Below are 16578 nucleotides of genomic sequence, written 5' to 3' on the forward strand. Positions count from 1 at the left end.
TCACATGCGGCGGGCCTCCAGCACGCGCTGGAGGAACGCGCGGGTGCGGGGATGCCGGGGCTCGGAGAAGATCTGCCCGGGTGGACCGCTCTCCAGCAGCACGCCGCCTTCGAGGAAGCAGACCTGGTCGGCGATGTCACGGGCGAAGCCCATCTCGTGGGTGGCCAGGATCATGGTCATCCCGGTGTCCTTGAGCTCGCGGATGATCCCCAGCACCTCGGTGACCAGCGTCGGGTCGAGCGCGGAGGTCACCTCGTCGAGCAGCAGCAGGCGCGGCCTGGTCGCGACCGCGCGGATCACGGCGACGCGCTGCTGCTGTCCGCCGGACAGCCGGTCGGGATACTCGTCCGCCTTGCCGGCCAGCCCGAACCTGTCCAGCAGCTCACGCGCCCGCGCCTCGGCCTCCTCCGCCCGTACGCCGTGCACCTTGCGCGGCGCGAGCGTGATGTTGTCCAGCACGGTCATGTGCGGGAACAGGTTGTAGGCCTGGAACACCATGCCGATGCGGCGACGCACGTCGTCGGCGTCGGCCCGCACGTCGGTGATCTCTGCGCCGTCCAGGTGGATCGCGCCGTCGTCGATCGTCTCCAGCAGGTTGACGCAGCGCAGCAGCGTCGACTTGCCCGAGCCGGACGCGCCGATCAAGCAGACCACCTCGTGCGGGGCGACCTCCAGGTCGATTCCGCGCAGCACGCTCTGCCCGTGGTAGTGCTTCCAGACGCCCTCGATCGTGAGCAGGCTCATGCCGTGCCGCCTCCCGCTTGGCGCCGGGCGACCCGCGCGGCGAGATGGTCGGTGAGCCGCGCCATCGGCACGGTCAGCGCGATGAACAGCAGCGCGGCGGCGAGATAGGGCGTGTAGTTGAAGGACATGGCGGCGTGGATCTGCGCCTGCCGCAGCGCCTCCAGCGGCCCGAGCACGGCGACCAGGGCGGTGTCCTTCTGCAGTGAGGTGAAGTCGTTGAGCAGCGGCGGGACCACCCGGCGGACGGCCTGGGGCAGCACCACGTAGCGCATGGTCTGGCCGTGGCTCAGGGCCAGCGACCGCGCTGCCGCCCGCTGGCTGGGGTGCACCGACTCGATCCCCGCCCGGAACACCTCCGCGACGTACGCTCCGTAGGACAGGACGAGCGCGATGATGCCGAGCGTGACGGGGTCGCTCGGCGCGCCCTGCAACTGGAGCGCCGGGATGCCGAACCCGACCAGGTAGATGAGCAGGATGGTCGGGATGCCGCGGAAGACGTCGGTGTAGAGCACGGCCAGCGCGCGCAGCGGGAAGAACACCGGCGAGCGCAGGCCGCGCACCAGCGCGACGAGAAGGCCCACCACCAGGATGAACGCCTCGGCGATGAGGAAGATCTTGATGTTGAGCAGGAACCCGCGCAGCACGTCGGGCAGCGCGGCGACGAACGCCTCGGGGCTGAGGAAGGTCTCCTGGACGCGCGGCCACCCCGGCGACTTGGTGATCCCGACGACCAGGGCGACCACCACGACGATGGTGGAGGCGGTGGCGATGGACACCGACCGCCGCCCGCGGGCGCGCAGCTCCGCCTCCCGGCGAAGCTGCCGCTCGCTCTTCACCCACTCCGGCGGATCGCCCGGCCCGTCCGGATCGCGATCGGGATCGTCCTCCCGGCCGGACGGCCCGTACGGCGCCGCCGCGTGCCCGTCGGTCACTTGAGCTCCGGCGCGCCCGCGGCGGCGGTCAGCCACTCGCCTTCGATCTTCGCCAGCTCACCGGAGCTCCGCAGCTCGCCGAGCGCCTTGTCGACGCAGCTCACCAGGGAGCTGCCCTTCTGGAACAGCAGGCCGAACTCCTCCGGCTCGCCGCCGGTCGCGGCGAACTGGCCGACGATCTTCGAGCCCTTCACCTGCGCGGCCGTGACGTAGAAGGCGGTGGGCAGGTCGACGACGATGGCGTCGATCTGCTTGTTCTTCAGCGCGGTGATCGCGTCGACCTGCTGGTTGAACACGCTCGGGTCCTTAACCGGCTGGATGACCGACTGTACGGCCTGCAGCGCGGTGGTGGCCGCCTGCACGCCGATCTTGGCGTCCTTGAGATCGGCGAGGCTGGTGGCGGAGGCGTACTTGCCGCCCTCCAGGGCGACCACGCCCTGCTTGACGGTGTAGTAGCCCTGGCTGAAGTCGACGGCCTTGGCCCGCTCGGGGGTGATGGAGATCTGGTTGACGTCGAAGTCGAACTGCTTGGGCCCGGGGGCGAACGACGAGTCGAACGGCACGACCGTCCAGGCGACCTCGTCCCTGGTGAAGCCCAGCTGCCCGGCCACCGCGTAGGCGACGGCGCTCTCGAACCCCTGGCCGCTGGAGGGGTCGTCGTTCTTGAACCACGGCTCGTACGCCGGTTTGTCCGTGCCGACGGTGAGCTTGCCGGGGGTGGTGAGCTTCAGGCTCTCCTTGGCACACGCGTCGGCGCCCGTGGAGGCGCCCGCCGACGTGCTCGCCGAGGAGCTCGCGGTGGTGGAGGCGTCGTTCGCCGGGGCGCAGGCGGCGGCCGCCAGCGTGAGGGCACCGGACGCCAGCAGCAGAGAGGGACGGCGCATCACAGCCTCCATCAGGGGGTCTTTCCACGAAATCCGTCAAAACGGATGGGATGATACTAGCGTTCCGTAGAACCCCCCTTTACCTGGGGAGATCCTGGAATTCACGCTCGTCGACACGGCTCGGACGACGAAGGGCCCCTCTCCGCGGACGGAGAAGGGCCCTCGACGGACTGCGGCGGGTGTCAGCCCGCGACCACCTCGACATCGAGGGTGGCGGCGACCTCCGGGTGCAGCCGGACGCTGACCTTGTGGGTGCCGACGCTCTTGATCGCGTTGCCGATCTCGATCCGGCGGCGGTCGAGCTGGGGACCGCCGGCGGCCTTGACGGCGTCGGCGATGTCACCGGTCGTGACCGAGCCGAACAGCCGGCCGGACTCGCCGGCGCGGGTCTTCAGCTTGACCTTGAGCGCGCCGAGCTGGCCGGCGACCTCCTTGGCGGAGCCGAGGTCGCGGATCTCGCGGGAGGCGCGGGCCTTCTTCAGCGAGGCGACCTGCGACTCGGCGCCGCGGGTCCAGCGGATGGCGAAGCCACGGGGAATGAGGTAGTTGCGGCCGTAGCCGTCCTTGACCTCGACAACGTCGCCGGGAGCGCCGAGCCCGGAGACCTCAGTGGTGAGAATGAGCTTCATGTCCTGGGTCTCCCTTCTCAGCGCGCGGTGCTCGTGTACGGCAGCAGGGCCATCTCACGAGCGTTCTTGATAGCGGTGGCCACGTCGCGCTGGTGCTGGGTGCAGTTGCCCGTCACCCGGCGAGCACGGATCTTGCCGCGGTCGGAAATGAACTTCCGCAGCAGCGCCGTGTCCTTGTAGTCGACGTAGGAGATCTTGTCGTGACAGAAGAGGCAAACCTTCTTCTTGGGCTTGCGCACTGCCGGCTTCGCCATCGTGGTGCTCCTTTCAGAGCCCCGCGTTTCGCGGGAATGGTCGCTCGGTTGTGTTTACAGTGAGTGGGACCGGAAGGCCCGGGACCGGGTCGTGCCCGAAGGTCGTTTCCCTAGAAGGGCGGTTCGTCGCTGAAGTCGCCGCCGAAGCCGCCACCACCCTGGGGAGCGCCGCCGAAGCCGCCGCCACCCCCTCCGCCGGAGCCGTAGCCACCCTGCGGAGCGGGAGCCGCGGACGCCCACGGGTCGTTGGCCGGGCCGCCGCCGAAGCCGCCGCCTCCGCCCTGGCGCGAGGTCTTGTTGACCTTCGCCGTCGCGTTGCGCAGCGAAGGGCCGACCTCGTCGACCTCGACCTCGTAGACCGTGCGCTTCTCGCCTTCCTTGGTCTCGTACGAACGCTGGCGCAGCCGTCCCTGCACGATCACCCGCATGCCGCGCTGGAGGCTCTCGGCGACGTTCTCCGCCGCCTGCCGCCAGACGTTGCAGGTGAGGAACAGGCCCTCGCCGTCTTTCCACTCGTTGGTCTGCTTGTCCAGGAACCTCGGAGTGGACGCGATGCGGAACCGGGCCACGGCCTGCCCCGTCGGGGTGAAGCGCAGCTCCGGGTCGTCGACAAGATTGCCGACAATGGTGATCTGTGTGTCGCCTGCTGCCATCGGTCGCTTTCGCCTTCCTATCCCGTCAGCTGAGCCGTCAGGGGCTCAGAGTACGGCTCGGGCCCGACAAACCGCCGGGCTTCTGAGCCGTCTAGTGCAGCTCGGGGCGGATGACCTTGGTGCGGAGAATGCCCTCGTTCAGGTTGAGCTGGCGGTCCAGCTCCTTCACGGTGGCGGGCTCGGCGGTCAGGTCGACCACCGCGTAGATGCCCTCGGACTTCTTCTCGATGTCGTAGGACAGGCGGCGACGGCCCCAGACGTCGACCTTCTCCACGCTTCCGCCGTCGTTGCGGACGACGGCGAGGAACTGGTCGAGCGACGGCTGCACGGTGCGCTCGTCGAGGGACGGGTCGAGGATGACCATCATCTCGTAGCGACGCATGTGTTATCCAACCTCCTCTGGACTCTTGCGGTCACGACGCCTTGCCGTGACAGGAGGACCTGCGCGATGCCGGGCGGCCAAGCCGCCCCAGCTGTGTCACACGCAGTCGAACCAGGCTACCAGCCCCTTGGCCGTACGCCGGACGGAGAGCGAAACTGGAGGTCGGAGAGGGGGGAGGCACGATGCCACGTGTCATCGGCCGGAGAAGGAGGCGCCCCGGTCACCTGACGCTGAACACCGACGGGCGTCCGCACCCGCGGGAGAACGCGTTGACGATCGCCACGCTCGCGTGCGGTCTGGTGGCGTTCGTCACGGGGTTCGTCGTGCAGGCGCACATGGTCGCGTCCTGGGTCGGCGCGATCGGGTTCTGGGGCGGCCTCTACGCACAGTTCGTCTCGTCGACCAGCAGGCAACGGGCACTGATCATCGTGGGGATCGTGGGGTCGTTCGTCGGCGCGGCGCTGGGGATCGCGCACGGCGGCTTCTTCCCCCGCGGGTTCACCCTGCGCAACTGACTCGTCCACGGCGCCGCTCCGACCGGAGGTGGCTCAGCCGCCGATGTGCAGGTCGACGCCGAGGAGCACGAGGAACCACAGGAAGACGGCGATCAGGGCCTGGGCGACCTGCTTGATGAGGGTGGGGGTGATGTAGTGGTGGATCCAGGCCACGTAGAGGCCGACGAGGATGTAGATGAGAAGGATGAAGCTGCCTAAGCGATATCTCATGCTCGTCTCCCTGACGAAGTAGGATCGGCGCGCGGGTCTCAGGGCGCGTGACACGCGACTTCCCTGGTGCGCTCTTTTGAAACAGCGCACCCTCTTGAAACGCTCTTGGAGAGCGCCTACAGTTCGCCCTCCGTGTCCGGCAGCCGCTCACCAGGCACGCACGTGTTGGAGGACCTCCATGGACAGCCACAGCGCCGGCCCGCGGATCGGGGCCCACGTCGACCAGGACGACCCGCTGGCGCACGCGGCGGCCCGCGACGCCGAGGTGGTGCAGTTCTTCCTCGGCGACCCGCAGGGATGGAAGAGCCCGGTGCTCCCGGCCACGGCCGACGCCCTGCGCGCCTCGGACGTCGACGTCTACGTGCACGCGCCGTACGTCATCAACGTGGCGACCGCGAACAACCGCATCCGCATCCCGAGCCGCAAGCTCCTGGACGCGCACCTCAAGGCGGCGGCGTCGATCGGCGCCAAGGGGCTGGTCGTCCACGGCGGGCACGTCAACGCGGGCGACGACCCGCAGACCGGGTTCGACAACTGGCGCAAGGTCTTCGAGCGCACCGAGTGCCCGATTCCCGTCCTGATCGAGAACACCGCGGGCGGCGGCAACGCGATGGCGCGCAGGCTGGAGCGGATCGCCCGGCTGTGGGACGCCGCGACGGCGGGCGCGCCGGACCCCTCGATGGTCGGCTTCTGCCTCGACACCTGTCACTTCCACGCGGGCGGCGAGGAGCTCGCCGGGCTGGTGGAGCGGGTGAAGGCGATCACCGGCCGGATCGACCTCGTGCACTGCAACGACTCGCGGGACGCCTTCGACTCGGGCGCCGACCGGCACGCCAACCTCGGCGCCGGCCAGATCGACCCCGAGTCGATCCTCGCGGTCTGCCGCGCGGCCGGGGCGCCGATCGTGGTCGAGACGCCGTTCGAGGGTCAGGCCGAGGACATCGCGTTCCTGCGCAAGCATCTGTGACGCAGGGCCGTCCACAGCCTGTGGATAAATCTGCGGATTGCGAACCTCAGAAAACGGGTAGGGCCTCTGGAACGTCCTGCTCGTCCTTCGCCTTCTTCGGCCTGCGCGTGGCCCGCCACAGCTGCACGTACGACGTGACCGCCGCGGCCAGGAAGACCAGGTTCCGGAGGGTCAGCACCACGGTGCCGGGCAGCGCGCCCTCCCAGCTGTAGTCCTGCTCCACCCAGGGGTACATGATCCCGGTGAGCAGGGCGGCGACCATGACGAGCCAGGCGGCCGGCCGCTGCGTCGGCCCCGGCTCCGCGCGCCGCACCGCGAGGATGACGGCGGCGACGCCGATCACCCAGACGAAGTACTGCGGCGACAGCACCCGGCTGGTGACGACCAGGAACAGCACGGTGGTGAGCGCGGCGTCGTAGTAGGACCGCGGGCTGGGGGCCGCGCGCAGCCACCACACCCCGATCAGCACGAGCGCCACGGGTGTGGCCGCCAGGCTCACCCCGATCGCGGTGTCCACGCCGGCGCCCACGGCCTCCATCGAGCCGTGCTGGTAGGTGGTGAAGCCGTCCCACCACCCGAGGGCCCGGGCGAGCGCGAACGGCGTCGCGGCGAGCGACTCGATCTGCAGCCCCCGCTCCTGCTGCGCGGTCAGGAAGTCGAGCGCGTGCGGCAGGGTCAGAGCGGCCATGCCGCAGCCGGCCACCGCGACGACGAGCGTGGAGCCCGTGGCGGTCAGCAGTTCACGCCACCGCCGCAGGCCGGTGAGCAGCGCGACCGGCCACACCTTGACGATGAGCCCGACGCCGATCAGCGCTCCGCGCACCACCGGGTTCGCCGAGGCCGTCAGCGCCAGCACCGCCACCAGCGTGACCATCAGGTCGTACCGGCCGAGGAGCACCGGCCCGAGCAGGGCCGCGCCGATGGTCCACGCCCACGGGCCGGTGCGGCCTCCGCCGCGCGGGGAGTGCGAGAACCGCCACACCAGGAACAGGATCACGAGGTCGCACAGCAGGGACAGCAGGTAGAAGGCGACGTGATACTCGAACGGCAGCAGCCGGGGGACGAGCATCGGCAGCGCCGCGAACGGCGGATACTGCCACTTGTCGTCCCCGGCGGGGAACTCCCCGCGCGCCAGGACGTCCGACCAGCCCTGGTAGAGGGTGACGTCGTTGCTGAAGGAGTCGCCGTGGCCGGTCGGGATGGCCTGGGTCGCGACGAGGAACAGCCCCGCCCTGGTCACCGTCCACACGAGCAGCAGAAGCCATGGCGGCCTCCGGCGCATCACCGTCTCCTCCCCGTTCGCCGCACGCTTGCGAGCGACGTTACGCGAAGCCCGCGCGCACGTCTCGCGGGAACATCCGGCGAGGGTGCGCGCGGGCCGTGAAATCCGATGAAAGATTCATGCCTCAGACCGGTTCCGGCTGCTCCTGTCCGCCCCGCTCCTCCGGTCCGTCACGCTCCTCGGAGCCGCCCCGGGCGAGGACCGCGCGGCGCAACACGAAACGATCCTCGGCCTGGTCGAACGGGCCACCGGACGGGTCGTCCACATCCCCCTGGCGGACGACGTCGTGCTCGGGGCGCAGGATCTCCCAGACGACCAGCGCCATGAGGACGACGATCGTCAGCAGGCGGGCCCAGACCGACAGGAAGTACGGGTCGTCGCCGATGCCGAGCGAGGCCTGGTCGGGGATCTGGGTGATCAGGTAGAGCCAGATCGAGAAGAAGTACCAGCACTCGGCCACCTGCCAGGCGGCGAGGGCCCCCCACCTCGGCCTGGCCAGCACCGCGAACGGCACCAGCCACAGGACGTACTGCGGCGACCAGACCTTGTTGGTGATCATGAACGCGGCCAGGGCCAGGAAGCACAGCTGCATCAGGCGAGGCCGGCGCGGTGCGGTGAGCGCGAGCACGGCCACGCCCAGCAGCAGCACCGCCAGGGCCGCCATGGCCATCGTGTTCAGCTTCTCGCCGTCGCCGAGGAAGGCCAGGAACTCGGGCCTGTCGTGGCCGAACCACTGCGTCTTCTGGAAGAAGAACCACAGGCCGCCCCAGTCGGCGCCGCGCTCGCTGCTGAAGGCGTAGAACCGCTGCCAGCCCTCGAAGTTGATCATCATGATCGGCACGTTGACCAGCAGCCAGGCGCCGGCCGCCCCCGCGACGGTCTTCAGGAACGGCATCCATTTGGCCGTACGCAGGGTGAGCAGGAACAACGCGCCGAAGAACATCAGCGGGTAGAACTTCGTGGCCACGGACAGGGCCAGCAGCACACCGGCCAGCCACGGCCGGTGCCGGGCCCAGGCCAGCAGGCCGCCGAGCGCGAGCGCGCCCGCGGCGAGGTCCCAGTTGATGTACGCGCAGAGGATGACGGCCGGGCCGACGGCGTACCAGAGGGCGTCCCAGGGGCGGCGGCCCGCGAGCGCGGCCGTGAGCAGCACGCCCACGACCAGCGCGATGCCCATCAGGACCACGGTGACGTCGTAGAACACGACCCCGTCACCGCCGGCGAGGCGCCGGGCGAACTCCATGATTCCGCCGATGCCGACCGGATACTCGACCGGGTGGTCGACGTACGGGACCTTGCCCTCGTTGAGCTTCTCCGCCCAGAACAGCGGATAGATGTCCGTGTAGCAGAAGTGCGTGTACTGCCCGATTCCGCCGTCCCAGGCGCCGCCGAACCGGCAGGGATACTTCCACAGGTAGGCGAGGACGGCGCCGAGTCCCGCGAGAAGCCCGAGAGGCAGGTACGGCACAGCCCGCGCGGCGACCCCGGGCAGCGGGGCGGAGTCGTTCGTGGTCCGGGTCGTCATGGTGGGTATTGCACCATCGAACGCCGTGAGTTGGCGACTCAGACGGTTCGAGAGGGCTCGCGGCGCGCCGCCGCGGGCCCTCTCGTCACGGTCTCACGAAGTTTCGGTCCGGGCTCAGGGACTGGTTCCGGACTGCCTCGCGACGGGTGCCGACGCGGGGGCGCCGGTGCCGTCCGCCGGGGCGTTCTGTCCCCCTGGTCCCCCCTGTCCGCCCGGGCCTCCCTGTCCTCCGGGGCCGTCGTCGCCGAGATCGAGACCCACGCCGTCGTCGCCACCGCCGACGCTGCCGTCACAGGACAGGTCGCCGGGGAGACAGGAACCGTCGCCGCCGTCGCCGCCGCCGTTCGGGAAGTCGGTCGGCATGTCGTTGGGGAACCCGCCGCCGCCGTCCTCCGGGCTGGGGGACGGGGTGGGCGTCGGGCTCGGCACGATGTTCTCCGGACTGCCCAGCCCGGCCTTCTGCGGGAACTGCTCGACCGGCTTACCCGCGAGCGCCTCCATCATGAAGTTCCGCCAGATGGTGGTCGGGTAGGTCGCGCCCTCGATGCCGCTGCCGAGCGATATCTCACGAGGCTTGGAGTACGGGTTGTTCGGGCCGTACTTCTTGCTCTTGGGGTTGGGCTTTTCCGGGCAGTTCGCATCGACAGGCTGGACGATTTTGCCCGTCTTGGTGATGCACTGCTCGCGGTACATCCCGACCGCGGTGGAGATCTGCGGGGTGAAGCCGACGAACCACGCTTCCTTGTTGTCGTTGTTCGTGCCGGTCTTGCCGGCGGCCGGGCGGCCGATGCCCTTGCCCTGCGCCGTACCCGACTTGAGGACCTCCTCCATGGCCGCCACGGAGTCGGCCGCCGCCTCGGGCGTGATCACCTGCTTGACCTCACGGCGCTCGGCGAAGACGACCGACTTGTCCTTCCGGACCTCTTTGACCACGTGGTAGTCGACGTGCTTGCCCTCGTTGGCGAAGATCGAGTAGCCGGCGGCCTGCTCGACCGGGGTGACCAGGGCGCTGCCGATGGAGAACGCGTACTTGTGCTCCTTGACGTCGTCCTCCATGCGCTGCTTGCCGAGCCCGGCCTCCTCCGCGATCTGCTTCACCGCGCTGAGCTGCCCGATCGTGCCGTTCGCCTCGTCCAGCTTGTACGCCATCGAGGCGAACGCCGTGTTGACCGAGTCGGCGGTAGCCGTGGTGACGTTGATCGCCGACCCGACGTTGTGGCTGTTGCCGATGGGCTTGGTGCCGGGGAGCTCCTCCGGCATCGTCTTGTTGCCGGGCACGAAGCTGTTGAGGCTGTATCCGGCGTCCAGCCAGGCGGCCAGCACGTACGGCTTGAAGGCCGAGGCGGCCTGCTTGTAGGAGTCGAACGGCTCGTTCCAGTTGTCCTTGACGTAGTCCTCGCCGCCGTAGAAGGCGAGGACCCGCCCCGTCTTGGGGTCCACCGCGGCCAGGCCGGCGTGGATCTCCTTCGGCAGGCTGGCTGTGGTGCCGATGACCGCCTTCCTGGCGGCCTGCATGAGCTTCTTGTCGAAGGTCGAGACGATCTTGTAGCCGCCGCTCCTGACATTGTCTGGCGACAGGTTCATCCGGGTCTTCAGCTCCTGCAGCACCTGGACGACCATGTAACCCTTCAGACCGCCCAGTTCGTTGTTGTTGCGCTCGGGGACGGTCTTGGGGAACTTGGCCGTGCTCGGCAGCTTGCCGTACTTGGCCGGGTCGAGCTTGGCCATGGCGTTGACGACGTCCTTGAACCGGCTCTGCAGCCGGGGGGAGTCGGCGTCCAGGGCGGGCGTCTGGATGCGCGCGGCGAGATAGGCGCCCTGCTCCGGGGTGAGCTGTTCGACGTGCTTCTTGAAGTACGCCTGCGCGGCGGCCTCGATGCCGTAGGCACGGCCGAAGGGCACCGTGTTGAGGTACTGCAGCAGGATCTGGTCCTTGGTCATCGACTTGTCGAGCTTGACCGCGACGAAGATCTCCTTGATCTTTCGCTTGATCGACACTTCCTGGCTGAGGCCGTCGTAGTAGTTGCGGGCCATCTGCTGGGTGATGGTCGAGGCGCCCTGGAGCTGCTGCCCGGTCGCCGTCATGTAGACCGACCGGACCATGCCGGGGATCGAGATGCCACTGTCGTCGCGGAAGGTGTCGTTCTCGATCGCGATGACGGCGTCCTGGACGTGCCGCGGCACCTTGTCGATGTCGTCCAGGATGACGCGCGGGGTGCCCACCTTGGCGATCAGCGTCTTGCCGTCGTTGTAGTAGATGGCGCTGCCCTGCGCCACGGCCTCCGCCTGCGTCGTCGCGGGCAGCGGGGTGTTGGCGTAGGCGACCGCGATCATGCCGAAGGTGCCGGCGGCCAGCACGGTGAAGGCCGCCACCACGATCTTCCAGCTCGGGACGAAGCGCCTCCAGCCCGTACGGCGGGGCTTGGCGTTCTCCTCGAAGTCGTCGTCGTCGAAGTCGCGCGGGTCACGCGGACCACGCCCGCCCGGGCCACCGGGCCCACCCGGTCCCCCCGGACCACCGGGACCGCCCGGACCGCCGGGGCCGCGTCCGCCGCGGCCGGTCGGCCTGCGGCGGCGACCGCCGGTCTGCCCGCCGGTCTGCATCGACTCGGTGGGCTGCCCCTCGGCGTCGCGGCGGGGGCCGCCCGCCGACATGCCCAGCGCCTGCGTGCGCTCGTCGGCGCCCGGCACCCCCGGCCGTCCCGGACCGCCGGGGCCGGCGGGACCACCGGGACCGCCCGGGCCCTGCGGGCCGTAGCGCGGGTCGTGCCCCCCTGGTGGCCGGCCGCCGCCCATCGGACCCCGTGGGCCCGGTGCCTGACCATGTGCCTGACCCTGCGGCGGACCCTGCGGCGGACCCTGCATCGGGCCGCCTGGCGGCACCGCGCCCATGGCCGCCGTGTCCTCGAAGGCCGCCTCACGGCGGCGGGGGTCCGGTCCGGGAGGGGGCGGCTGCGGCGCGCGACCCCGGCCGGGTTGCCGCGGCGGAGCGGGGTCGCCGTACGCGTCGTACTCGTCGGACTCCCGGGGCGAGCGACGACGGCGCCCAGGGCGGGATGATCCACCGGAGCCCGAGGCGTCCTCGGGGCGGCCGGACGATTCCGGTCCGTAGCTGCTGTAAGTCACACGTCCTCGTCAGATGTCTTCGGGAAACTGATCGACGTCGGCCGGCAGGCCGGGAGGGTTCCTCCTGGGAAGGTGGAGGGTCGCCCTACAGGGAAGGGCCCGGGGGATCGGCTGTTCCGTGGACGAACGACACCGCCAGGTGGTTCCAGGTACAACCTTGGCAGACCTCCACCACGCAGACCCGGGATTCGCCGTATTCCCGGACCGTCACGGCGCGCTCCGTCCTCCCCCTGGTCCGTTCCGCCGCTCGTCCCCGTTCGCCTCCGTCCACAGGTGTGACGTTGGTCACGTTCCTTCGCCCGCGCGTGGGGCAGATGCGAGACGTGGGCTCAGCGTGAGGCCGGGCCGCACGTGGGAGGAGAGGGCGGGCGTCCCAGACGTCCCGCGCCCGCGTGCGATCGGCGCGGAAGGACCGTACGGCCGCCCGCCTGGCGAAGCCGCGGGCCTCGACCGATCGCTGTGAGCACATGTGGCCAGATTACGACCCTTTGCCAAATCTTGCCCAACTGTTGACCCGTTGCCAGATATGACACCCCGACGTATCCTGCAGATGTATCGAGTCGATACATCAGTCGGACACAGGAGGTGGTTCCAGTGACGGGCTCTCGTGGAGGTGTGCTGGAACTCGCCGTCCTGGGGTCGCTGCACGAAACACCTCTGCACGGATACGAGCTGCGCAAACGGCTCAACACGCTGCTCGGCATGTTCCGTGCGTTCTCCTATGGCTCGCTGTATCCCTGCCTCAGGGGCCTGCTCAACGACGGGCTCATCGTCGAGGAGGAGCCCCCGCAGGACACGGTTCTCGGCCGCAGGTCGAAGATCGTCTATCGGCTCACGGCGGAAGGTAAGGAGCGGTTGCAGGAGCTGCTCAACCAATCGGGCCCGTCCTCCTGGGAGGACGAGAGCTTCGGCATCCGCTTCGCCTTCTTCCGCCACACGGAAGCCGAAGTGCGGCTGCGCATCCTGGAGGGCCGCCGCAGCCGCCTGGAAGAACGCCTCGACCGCGTCCGTGAGGCTCTGTCCCGCACGAGGGAGCGACTGGACAGCTACACGCTGGAGCTCCAGCGCCACGGGCTGGAGTCGGTCGAGCGCGAGGTTCGCTGGCTGAACGAGCTGATCGACTCGGAACGACGGAGCCGGTCGGCTCCCGGCGAGGGGGATCACCCCCCGGGTCCCGCGCAGGCCGTACAGGAAGAGACCCAGAGGGCGGACACGCCCGAGGCAGATAGGTAAAGGAGCGAGTGCTATGGGTTCGGTGCGCGTAGCCATCGTCGGTGTGGGCAACTGCGCCTCATCGCTGGTGCAGGGCGTCCACTACTACAGGGACGCGGATCCGGGCAGCCGTGTGCCGGGCCTCATGCACGTGCGGTTCGGTGAGTACCACGTCGGCGACGTGGAGTTCGTCGCGGCTTTCGACGTGGACGCCAAGAAGGTCGGCCGCGACCTGTCGGAGGCCATCGTCGCCTCCGAGAACAACACGATCAAGATCTGCGACGTGCCGCCGCTCGGCGTCACCGTGCAGCGTGGTCCCACCTTCGACGGGCTGGGCACGTATTACCGCGAGATCATCGAGGAGTCCGACGAGCAGCCGGTCGACGTCGTCCAGGCGCTCAAGGACGCCCGGGTGGACGTGCTCGTCTCCTACCTGCCGGTGGGCTCGGAGGAGGCCGACCGCTTCTACGCGCAGTGCGCGATCGACGCCAAGGTGGCCTTCGTCAACGCGCTTCCGGTCTTCATCGCCTCCGACCCCGAGTGGGCCGCGAAGTTCACCGAGGCCGGCGTGCCGATCGTGGGCGACGACATCAAGTCGCAGGTCGGCGCCACGATCACGCACCGCGTGCTGGCCAAGCTGTTCGAGGACCGCGGAGTGGAGCTGCTGCGCACCTACCAGCTCAACTTCGGCGGGAACATGGACTTCATGAACATGCTGGAGCGCACCCGCCTCCAGTCCAAGAAGATCTCCAAGACCCAGTCGGTCACCTCGCAGATCCCGCACGAGATGGGGAAGGCCGACGTCCACATCGGCCCGTCGGACCACGTGCCGTGGCTGGACGACCGCAAGTGGGCCTACGTCCGCCTGGAGGGCAGGTCGTTCGGCGACACCCCGCTGAACCTGGAGTACAAGCTCGAGGTCTGGGACTCGCCCAACTCGGCCGGCATCATCATCGACGCGGTCCGCGCGGCCAAGATCGCCCTGGACCGGGGCATCGGCGGCCCGCTGCTGTCGCCCTCGTCGTACTTCATGAAGTCGCCGCCGGAGCAGTACTCCGACGACGTCGCCCGCGAGGCCGTCGAGAAGTTCATCCGGGGCGAGAACGAGCGCTGACGGACTCTTCTCCGCGTGTCCCGCCCCGGTTCCGTGACGGACCGGGGCGGTTTCACATGCTCATGGGTGGCGGCGGGCCCGGAGGCGGCGGCTCAGGCGAGAGGGAGCGCGGCCGGCGGCAGGGCGGCCGGGTCGGCCACCGGCCAGGCCAGCGGGTCCGGCCCGAGCGCGACGAGCTGCGGCACCTGCTCCCGCGCCCAGGGCGAGATGTCCAGCTCTCCGCTCGTCACCCCGGCGGCGAAGCTCGCCCAGGGCTCCCAGCGGACCTCGCCGACCTCCTCGGCGTTGGGCGCGGCCTCCTCTCCCGTCACCACCGCCCGGTAGACCGGGCACAGCTCGTGCTCGACCATCCCGTTGTCCATGACCGCGCGGTAGGCGAAGCGCGGCAGGATCAGGTCGACGGACTCGACGATCAGTCCGAGCTCGAACGCCAGGCGGCGGACCACCGCCGCCGACAGCGGCTCCCCGGGCAGCGGATGGCCGCAGCAGCTGTTGGTCCACGCGTCGGGCCAGGTCAGCTTGTGACCCGCCCGCCGCGACAGCAGCACCCGGCCCTGCCGGTCGAAGACATAACTGGAGAACGCCAGGTGCAGCGGAGTGTCCGCGCCGTGGACGGTGGACTTGGGAGCGGTGCCGATCGGGTTGCCCTCGACGTCGACCAGCACGACATGTTCCGGTGAGGTCACCGTCAGAGACTACGGTGTCACGCCGTCGCCGGTCAGTGGCGGGGGGTTTTATCGGGGTTGATCCTGATGCCTCTCGGAGATCGTCCGCGTAGGCTGTCGCCGTGTCCTACGTCTCCGATCTGCGGGTGGTCCTGCGGGGTCGCAACTTCCGGCGGCTCTTCGCCACGAGGCTCGTCTCGCAGTTCTCGGACGGGATCTTCCAGCTCGCCGTCGGCGGGTACGCGTTCTTCAGCCCGGAACGGCAGGCCAGCGCCGCCGACATCGCGGCGGGCCTCGCCGTGCTGCTCCTGCCGTACAGCGTGCTCGGGCCCTTCGTCGGGGTGTTCATCGACCGCTGGTCGCGGCGGCAGATCCTCGTGATCGCGCCGTTCGTGCGCGGGACGCTGCTGGTGCTGGCCGCCTGCCTCGTCCTGGCGGGGACCTCCGACGTCGTCTTCTACGTGGCGGCGCTCGGCGTGCTCGCGGTCAACCGCTTCTTCCTGGCGGCCCTGGGCGCGTCGCTGCCCCACGTCGTGCCGGGCGACCAGCTGATGATGGCCAACGCGGTGACCCCCACCTCCGGCACGGTGGCGACGTTCCTCGGGATGGGCGCGGCCATGGTGCTCCGCACGATCGCCGGATCGGACGACCGGGGCGTGGCGGTGCTGCTGGTCTGCTCCGGCGTCGTCTTCGGGCTGAGCGCGCTGATCGCCCGGACGATGGAGCGCTCCCTGCTCGGCCCGGCGTACGACCCGGACCGCCCGCAGGCCCGCGAGGCCGTACGGCACGTGCTGACCGGGCTGGTGGACGGCGCGCGGCACGTCGCGCACCGGCGCTCGGCGGCGGCCGCCCTCACCGGCATGGCCGCCCACCGCCTCATGTTCGGCATCTCGACGGCGGCGGTGGTCCTCATCTACCGCTACTCCTTCACCAGCGACCCCGACGACGCGCTGAAGGGCATCGCGCTCGTGCTGGGCGCCGTCGGCGCCGGGAGCTTCGCCGCGGTGCTGGTCACCCCGTGGGCCACCGAACGGATCCGCATCGAGACCTGGGTCCCGGCCATGCTGATCACCTGCGGGATTCTGGAGTTCGCGCTGTGCGTGACGTTCCGCGAGTGGGGCTTTCTCGGCGCCGGGCTCGTGATCGGCGTCGCGGGACAGAGCGTGAAGATCTGCGCCGACACCGTCGTGCAGCGCGACGTCGAGGACGCCTATCTCGGCCGCGCCTTCTCCGTGTACGACATGCTGTTCAACGGCATGACGGTCCTCGGCGCGGTGCTGGCGGCGGCTCTGCTGCCCCACGACGGCAGGTCCTACCCCGCGCTCGCCGTGATCGCCGTCGGCTACCTGCTCGGCGCGGTGGTCTACCGGCTGGTCCTTCCCTCCCCCACCACGCGCCACCCCGCCGTCGCCTCCGATCGACCCGAGTAAGGGCCGGGCGTGATCAGGTGATGTGCCCCTGACATATCCGTCACGGCGCCCTGA

Annotated in this window: 18 protein-coding genes; 5 read left to right on the plus strand and 13 right to left on the minus strand. The window is 69.8% G+C overall.

Features of this window, described 5'->3' with window-relative positions; genetic code table 11:
• The 7 genes from HHX37_RS00640 to rpsF form a co-directional block, all read right to left on the minus strand.
• The gene (locus HHX37_RS00640) at window positions 1–744 is read right to left on the minus strand and encodes an amino acid ABC transporter ATP-binding protein (protein ID WP_182884152.1); all 744 of its coding nucleotides are present in this window, start codon (window positions 742–744) and stop codon (window positions 1–3) included.
• Window positions 741–1676, minus strand: coding sequence for an amino acid ABC transporter permease (locus HHX37_RS00645; RefSeq protein WP_310740220.1), 936 nt, complete (start codon window positions 1674–1676; stop codon window positions 741–743). The genes HHX37_RS00640 and HHX37_RS00645 overlap by 4 nt, the downstream gene beginning before the upstream one ends.
• Window positions 1673–2560, minus strand: coding sequence for an ABC transporter substrate-binding protein (locus HHX37_RS00650; protein WP_182884154.1), 888 nt, complete (start codon window positions 2558–2560; stop codon window positions 1673–1675). Before HHX37_RS00650 ends, HHX37_RS00645 begins: the two co-directional genes overlap by 4 nt.
• Window positions 2561–2742: 182 nt before the next feature.
• The gene (gene rplI / locus HHX37_RS00655) at window positions 2743–3189 is read right to left on the minus strand and encodes a 50S ribosomal protein L9 (protein WP_117408409.1); all 447 of its coding nucleotides are present in this window, start codon (window positions 3187–3189) and stop codon (window positions 2743–2745) included.
• A 17-nt stretch (window positions 3190–3206) separates the two neighbouring features.
• Window positions 3207–3443, minus strand: a complete 237-nt coding sequence (gene rpsR / locus HHX37_RS00660) for a 30S ribosomal protein S18 (RefSeq protein WP_036324737.1) — start codon at window positions 3441–3443, stop codon at window positions 3207–3209.
• A gap of 110 nt (window positions 3444–3553) precedes the next feature.
• Window positions 3554–4096: a single-stranded DNA-binding protein gene (locus tag HHX37_RS00665; RefSeq protein ID WP_117408410.1), complete on the minus strand. Its 543-nt coding sequence runs from the start codon at window positions 4094–4096 to the stop codon at window positions 3554–3556.
• Between the two features lie 91 nt (window positions 4097–4187).
• Window positions 4188–4478 (minus strand): 30S ribosomal protein S6, encoded by a 291-nt coding sequence (rpsF, locus tag HHX37_RS00670; RefSeq protein WP_117408411.1) that lies wholly within the window; start codon window positions 4476–4478, stop codon window positions 4188–4190.
• A gap of 182 nt (window positions 4479–4660) precedes the next feature.
• On the opposite strand from rpsF, the gene HHX37_RS00675 reads away from it, so the two are divergent.
• Window positions 4661–4993, plus strand: coding sequence for a hypothetical protein (locus tag HHX37_RS00675; RefSeq protein WP_117408412.1), 333 nt, complete (start codon window positions 4661–4663; stop codon window positions 4991–4993).
• A gap of 33 nt (window positions 4994–5026) precedes the next feature.
• Here HHX37_RS00675 and HHX37_RS00680 read toward each other — a convergent pair whose 3' ends face one another.
• Window positions 5027–5203 carry a hypothetical protein gene (locus HHX37_RS00680; RefSeq protein ID WP_165900793.1) on the minus strand — a complete coding sequence of 59 codons (177 nt, stop codon included), beginning with the start codon at window positions 5201–5203 and terminating at the stop codon, window positions 5027–5029.
• Between the two features lie 178 nt (window positions 5204–5381).
• Between HHX37_RS00680 and HHX37_RS00685 the strand changes: the two genes are divergently transcribed.
• Window positions 5382–6170 carry a deoxyribonuclease IV gene (locus tag HHX37_RS00685; RefSeq protein ID WP_117408413.1) on the plus strand — a complete coding sequence of 263 codons (789 nt, stop codon included), beginning with the start codon at window positions 5382–5384 and terminating at the stop codon, window positions 6168–6170.
• 46 nt (window positions 6171–6216) lie between these two features.
• Here HHX37_RS00685 and HHX37_RS00690 read toward each other — a convergent pair whose 3' ends face one another.
• The 4 genes from HHX37_RS00690 to HHX37_RS00705 all read right to left on the minus strand — a co-directional run bounded on the left by HHX37_RS00690 (window position 6217) and on the right by HHX37_RS00705 (window position 12572).
• Window positions 6217–7452 (minus strand): glycosyltransferase family 87 protein, encoded by a 1236-nt coding sequence (locus HHX37_RS00690; RefSeq protein ID WP_182884155.1) that lies wholly within the window; start codon window positions 7450–7452, stop codon window positions 6217–6219.
• Window positions 7453–7576: 124 nt separating this feature from the next.
• Window positions 7577–8977 (minus strand): glycosyltransferase family 87 protein, encoded by a 1401-nt coding sequence (locus HHX37_RS00695; RefSeq protein WP_182884156.1) that lies wholly within the window; start codon window positions 8975–8977, stop codon window positions 7577–7579.
• A 114-nt stretch (window positions 8978–9091) separates the two neighbouring features.
• Window positions 9092–11668 (minus strand): transglycosylase domain-containing protein, encoded by a 2577-nt coding sequence (locus tag HHX37_RS00700; protein ID WP_182884157.1) that lies wholly within the window; start codon window positions 11666–11668, stop codon window positions 9092–9094.
• Window positions 11669–12188: 520 nt separating this feature from the next.
• Window positions 12189–12572, minus strand: a complete 384-nt coding sequence (locus HHX37_RS00705) for a DUF5318 family protein (protein ID WP_182884158.1) — start codon at window positions 12570–12572, stop codon at window positions 12189–12191.
• A gap of 125 nt (window positions 12573–12697) precedes the next feature.
• On the opposite strand from HHX37_RS00705, the gene HHX37_RS00710 reads away from it, so the two are divergent.
• Window positions 12698–13336 carry a PadR family transcriptional regulator gene (locus HHX37_RS00710; protein ID WP_111700074.1) on the plus strand — a complete coding sequence of 213 codons (639 nt, stop codon included), beginning with the start codon at window positions 12698–12700 and terminating at the stop codon, window positions 13334–13336.
• 13 nt (window positions 13337–13349) lie between these two features.
• Window positions 13350–14429, plus strand: a complete 1080-nt coding sequence (locus tag HHX37_RS00715; RefSeq protein WP_111700075.1) for an inositol-3-phosphate synthase — start codon at window positions 13350–13352, stop codon at window positions 14427–14429.
• A 92-nt stretch (window positions 14430–14521) separates the two neighbouring features.
• On the opposite strand, the gene idi is transcribed toward HHX37_RS00715, so the two are convergent.
• Window positions 14522–15115: an isopentenyl-diphosphate Delta-isomerase gene (idi, locus tag HHX37_RS00720; RefSeq protein WP_182882538.1), complete on the minus strand. Its 594-nt coding sequence runs from the start codon at window positions 15113–15115 to the stop codon at window positions 14522–14524.
• Between the two features lie 101 nt (window positions 15116–15216).
• Here idi and HHX37_RS00725 point away from each other — a divergent pair, with 101 nt between their 5' ends.
• Entirely contained in the window at window positions 15217–16524 is a 1308-nt protein-coding gene (locus HHX37_RS00725; RefSeq protein ID WP_138459824.1) for an MFS transporter, read from the plus strand.
• Window positions 16525–16578 lie beyond the last annotated feature (54 nt).

This window comes from Microbispora sp. H10885, from assembly GCF_014161415.1.
In the GTDB taxonomy this organism is placed as follows: Bacteria; Actinomycetota; Actinomycetes; order Streptosporangiales; family Streptosporangiaceae; genus Microbispora; species Microbispora triticiradicis.

Excerpts from the sequence above, each read along its gene's own strand:
- HHX37_RS00640 (WP_182884152.1), bottom strand. The coding sequence starts at position 744 with ATGAGCCTGCTCACGATCGAGGGCGTCTGGAAGCACTACCACGGGCAG.
- HHX37_RS00650 (WP_182884154.1), bottom strand. The coding sequence starts at position 2,560 with ATGCGCCGTCCCTCTCTGCTGCTGGCGTCCGGTGCCCTCACGCTGGCG.
- rplI (WP_117408409.1), bottom strand. The coding sequence starts at position 3,189 with ATGAAGCTCATTCTCACCACTGAGGTCTCCGGGCTCGGCGCTCCCGGC.
- rpsR (WP_036324737.1), bottom strand. The coding sequence starts at position 3,443 with ATGGCGAAGCCGGCAGTGCGCAAGCCCAAGAAGAAGGTTTGCCTCTTC.
- HHX37_RS00665 (WP_117408410.1), bottom strand. The coding sequence starts at position 4,096 with ATGGCAGCAGGCGACACACAGATCACCATTGTCGGCAATCTTGTCGAC.
- rpsF (WP_117408411.1), bottom strand. The coding sequence starts at position 4,478 with ATGCGTCGCTACGAGATGATGGTCATCCTCGACCCGTCCCTCGACGAG.
- HHX37_RS00675 (WP_117408412.1), top strand. The coding sequence starts at position 4,661 with ATGCCACGTGTCATCGGCCGGAGAAGGAGGCGCCCCGGTCACCTGACG.
- HHX37_RS00680 (WP_165900793.1), bottom strand. The coding sequence starts at position 5,203 with ATGAGATATCGCTTAGGCAGCTTCATCCTTCTCATCTACATCCTCGTC.
- HHX37_RS00685 (WP_117408413.1), top strand. The coding sequence starts at position 5,382 with ATGGACAGCCACAGCGCCGGCCCGCGGATCGGGGCCCACGTCGACCAG.
- HHX37_RS00690 (WP_182884155.1), bottom strand. The coding sequence starts at position 7,452 with ATGCGCCGGAGGCCGCCATGGCTTCTGCTGCTCGTGTGGACGGTGACC.
- HHX37_RS00695 (WP_182884156.1), bottom strand. The coding sequence starts at position 8,977 with ATGACGACCCGGACCACGAACGACTCCGCCCCGCTGCCCGGGGTCGCC.
- HHX37_RS00705 (WP_182884158.1), bottom strand. The coding sequence starts at position 12,572 with ATGTGCTCACAGCGATCGGTCGAGGCCCGCGGCTTCGCCAGGCGGGCG.
- HHX37_RS00715 (WP_111700075.1), top strand. The coding sequence starts at position 13,350 with ATGGGTTCGGTGCGCGTAGCCATCGTCGGTGTGGGCAACTGCGCCTCA.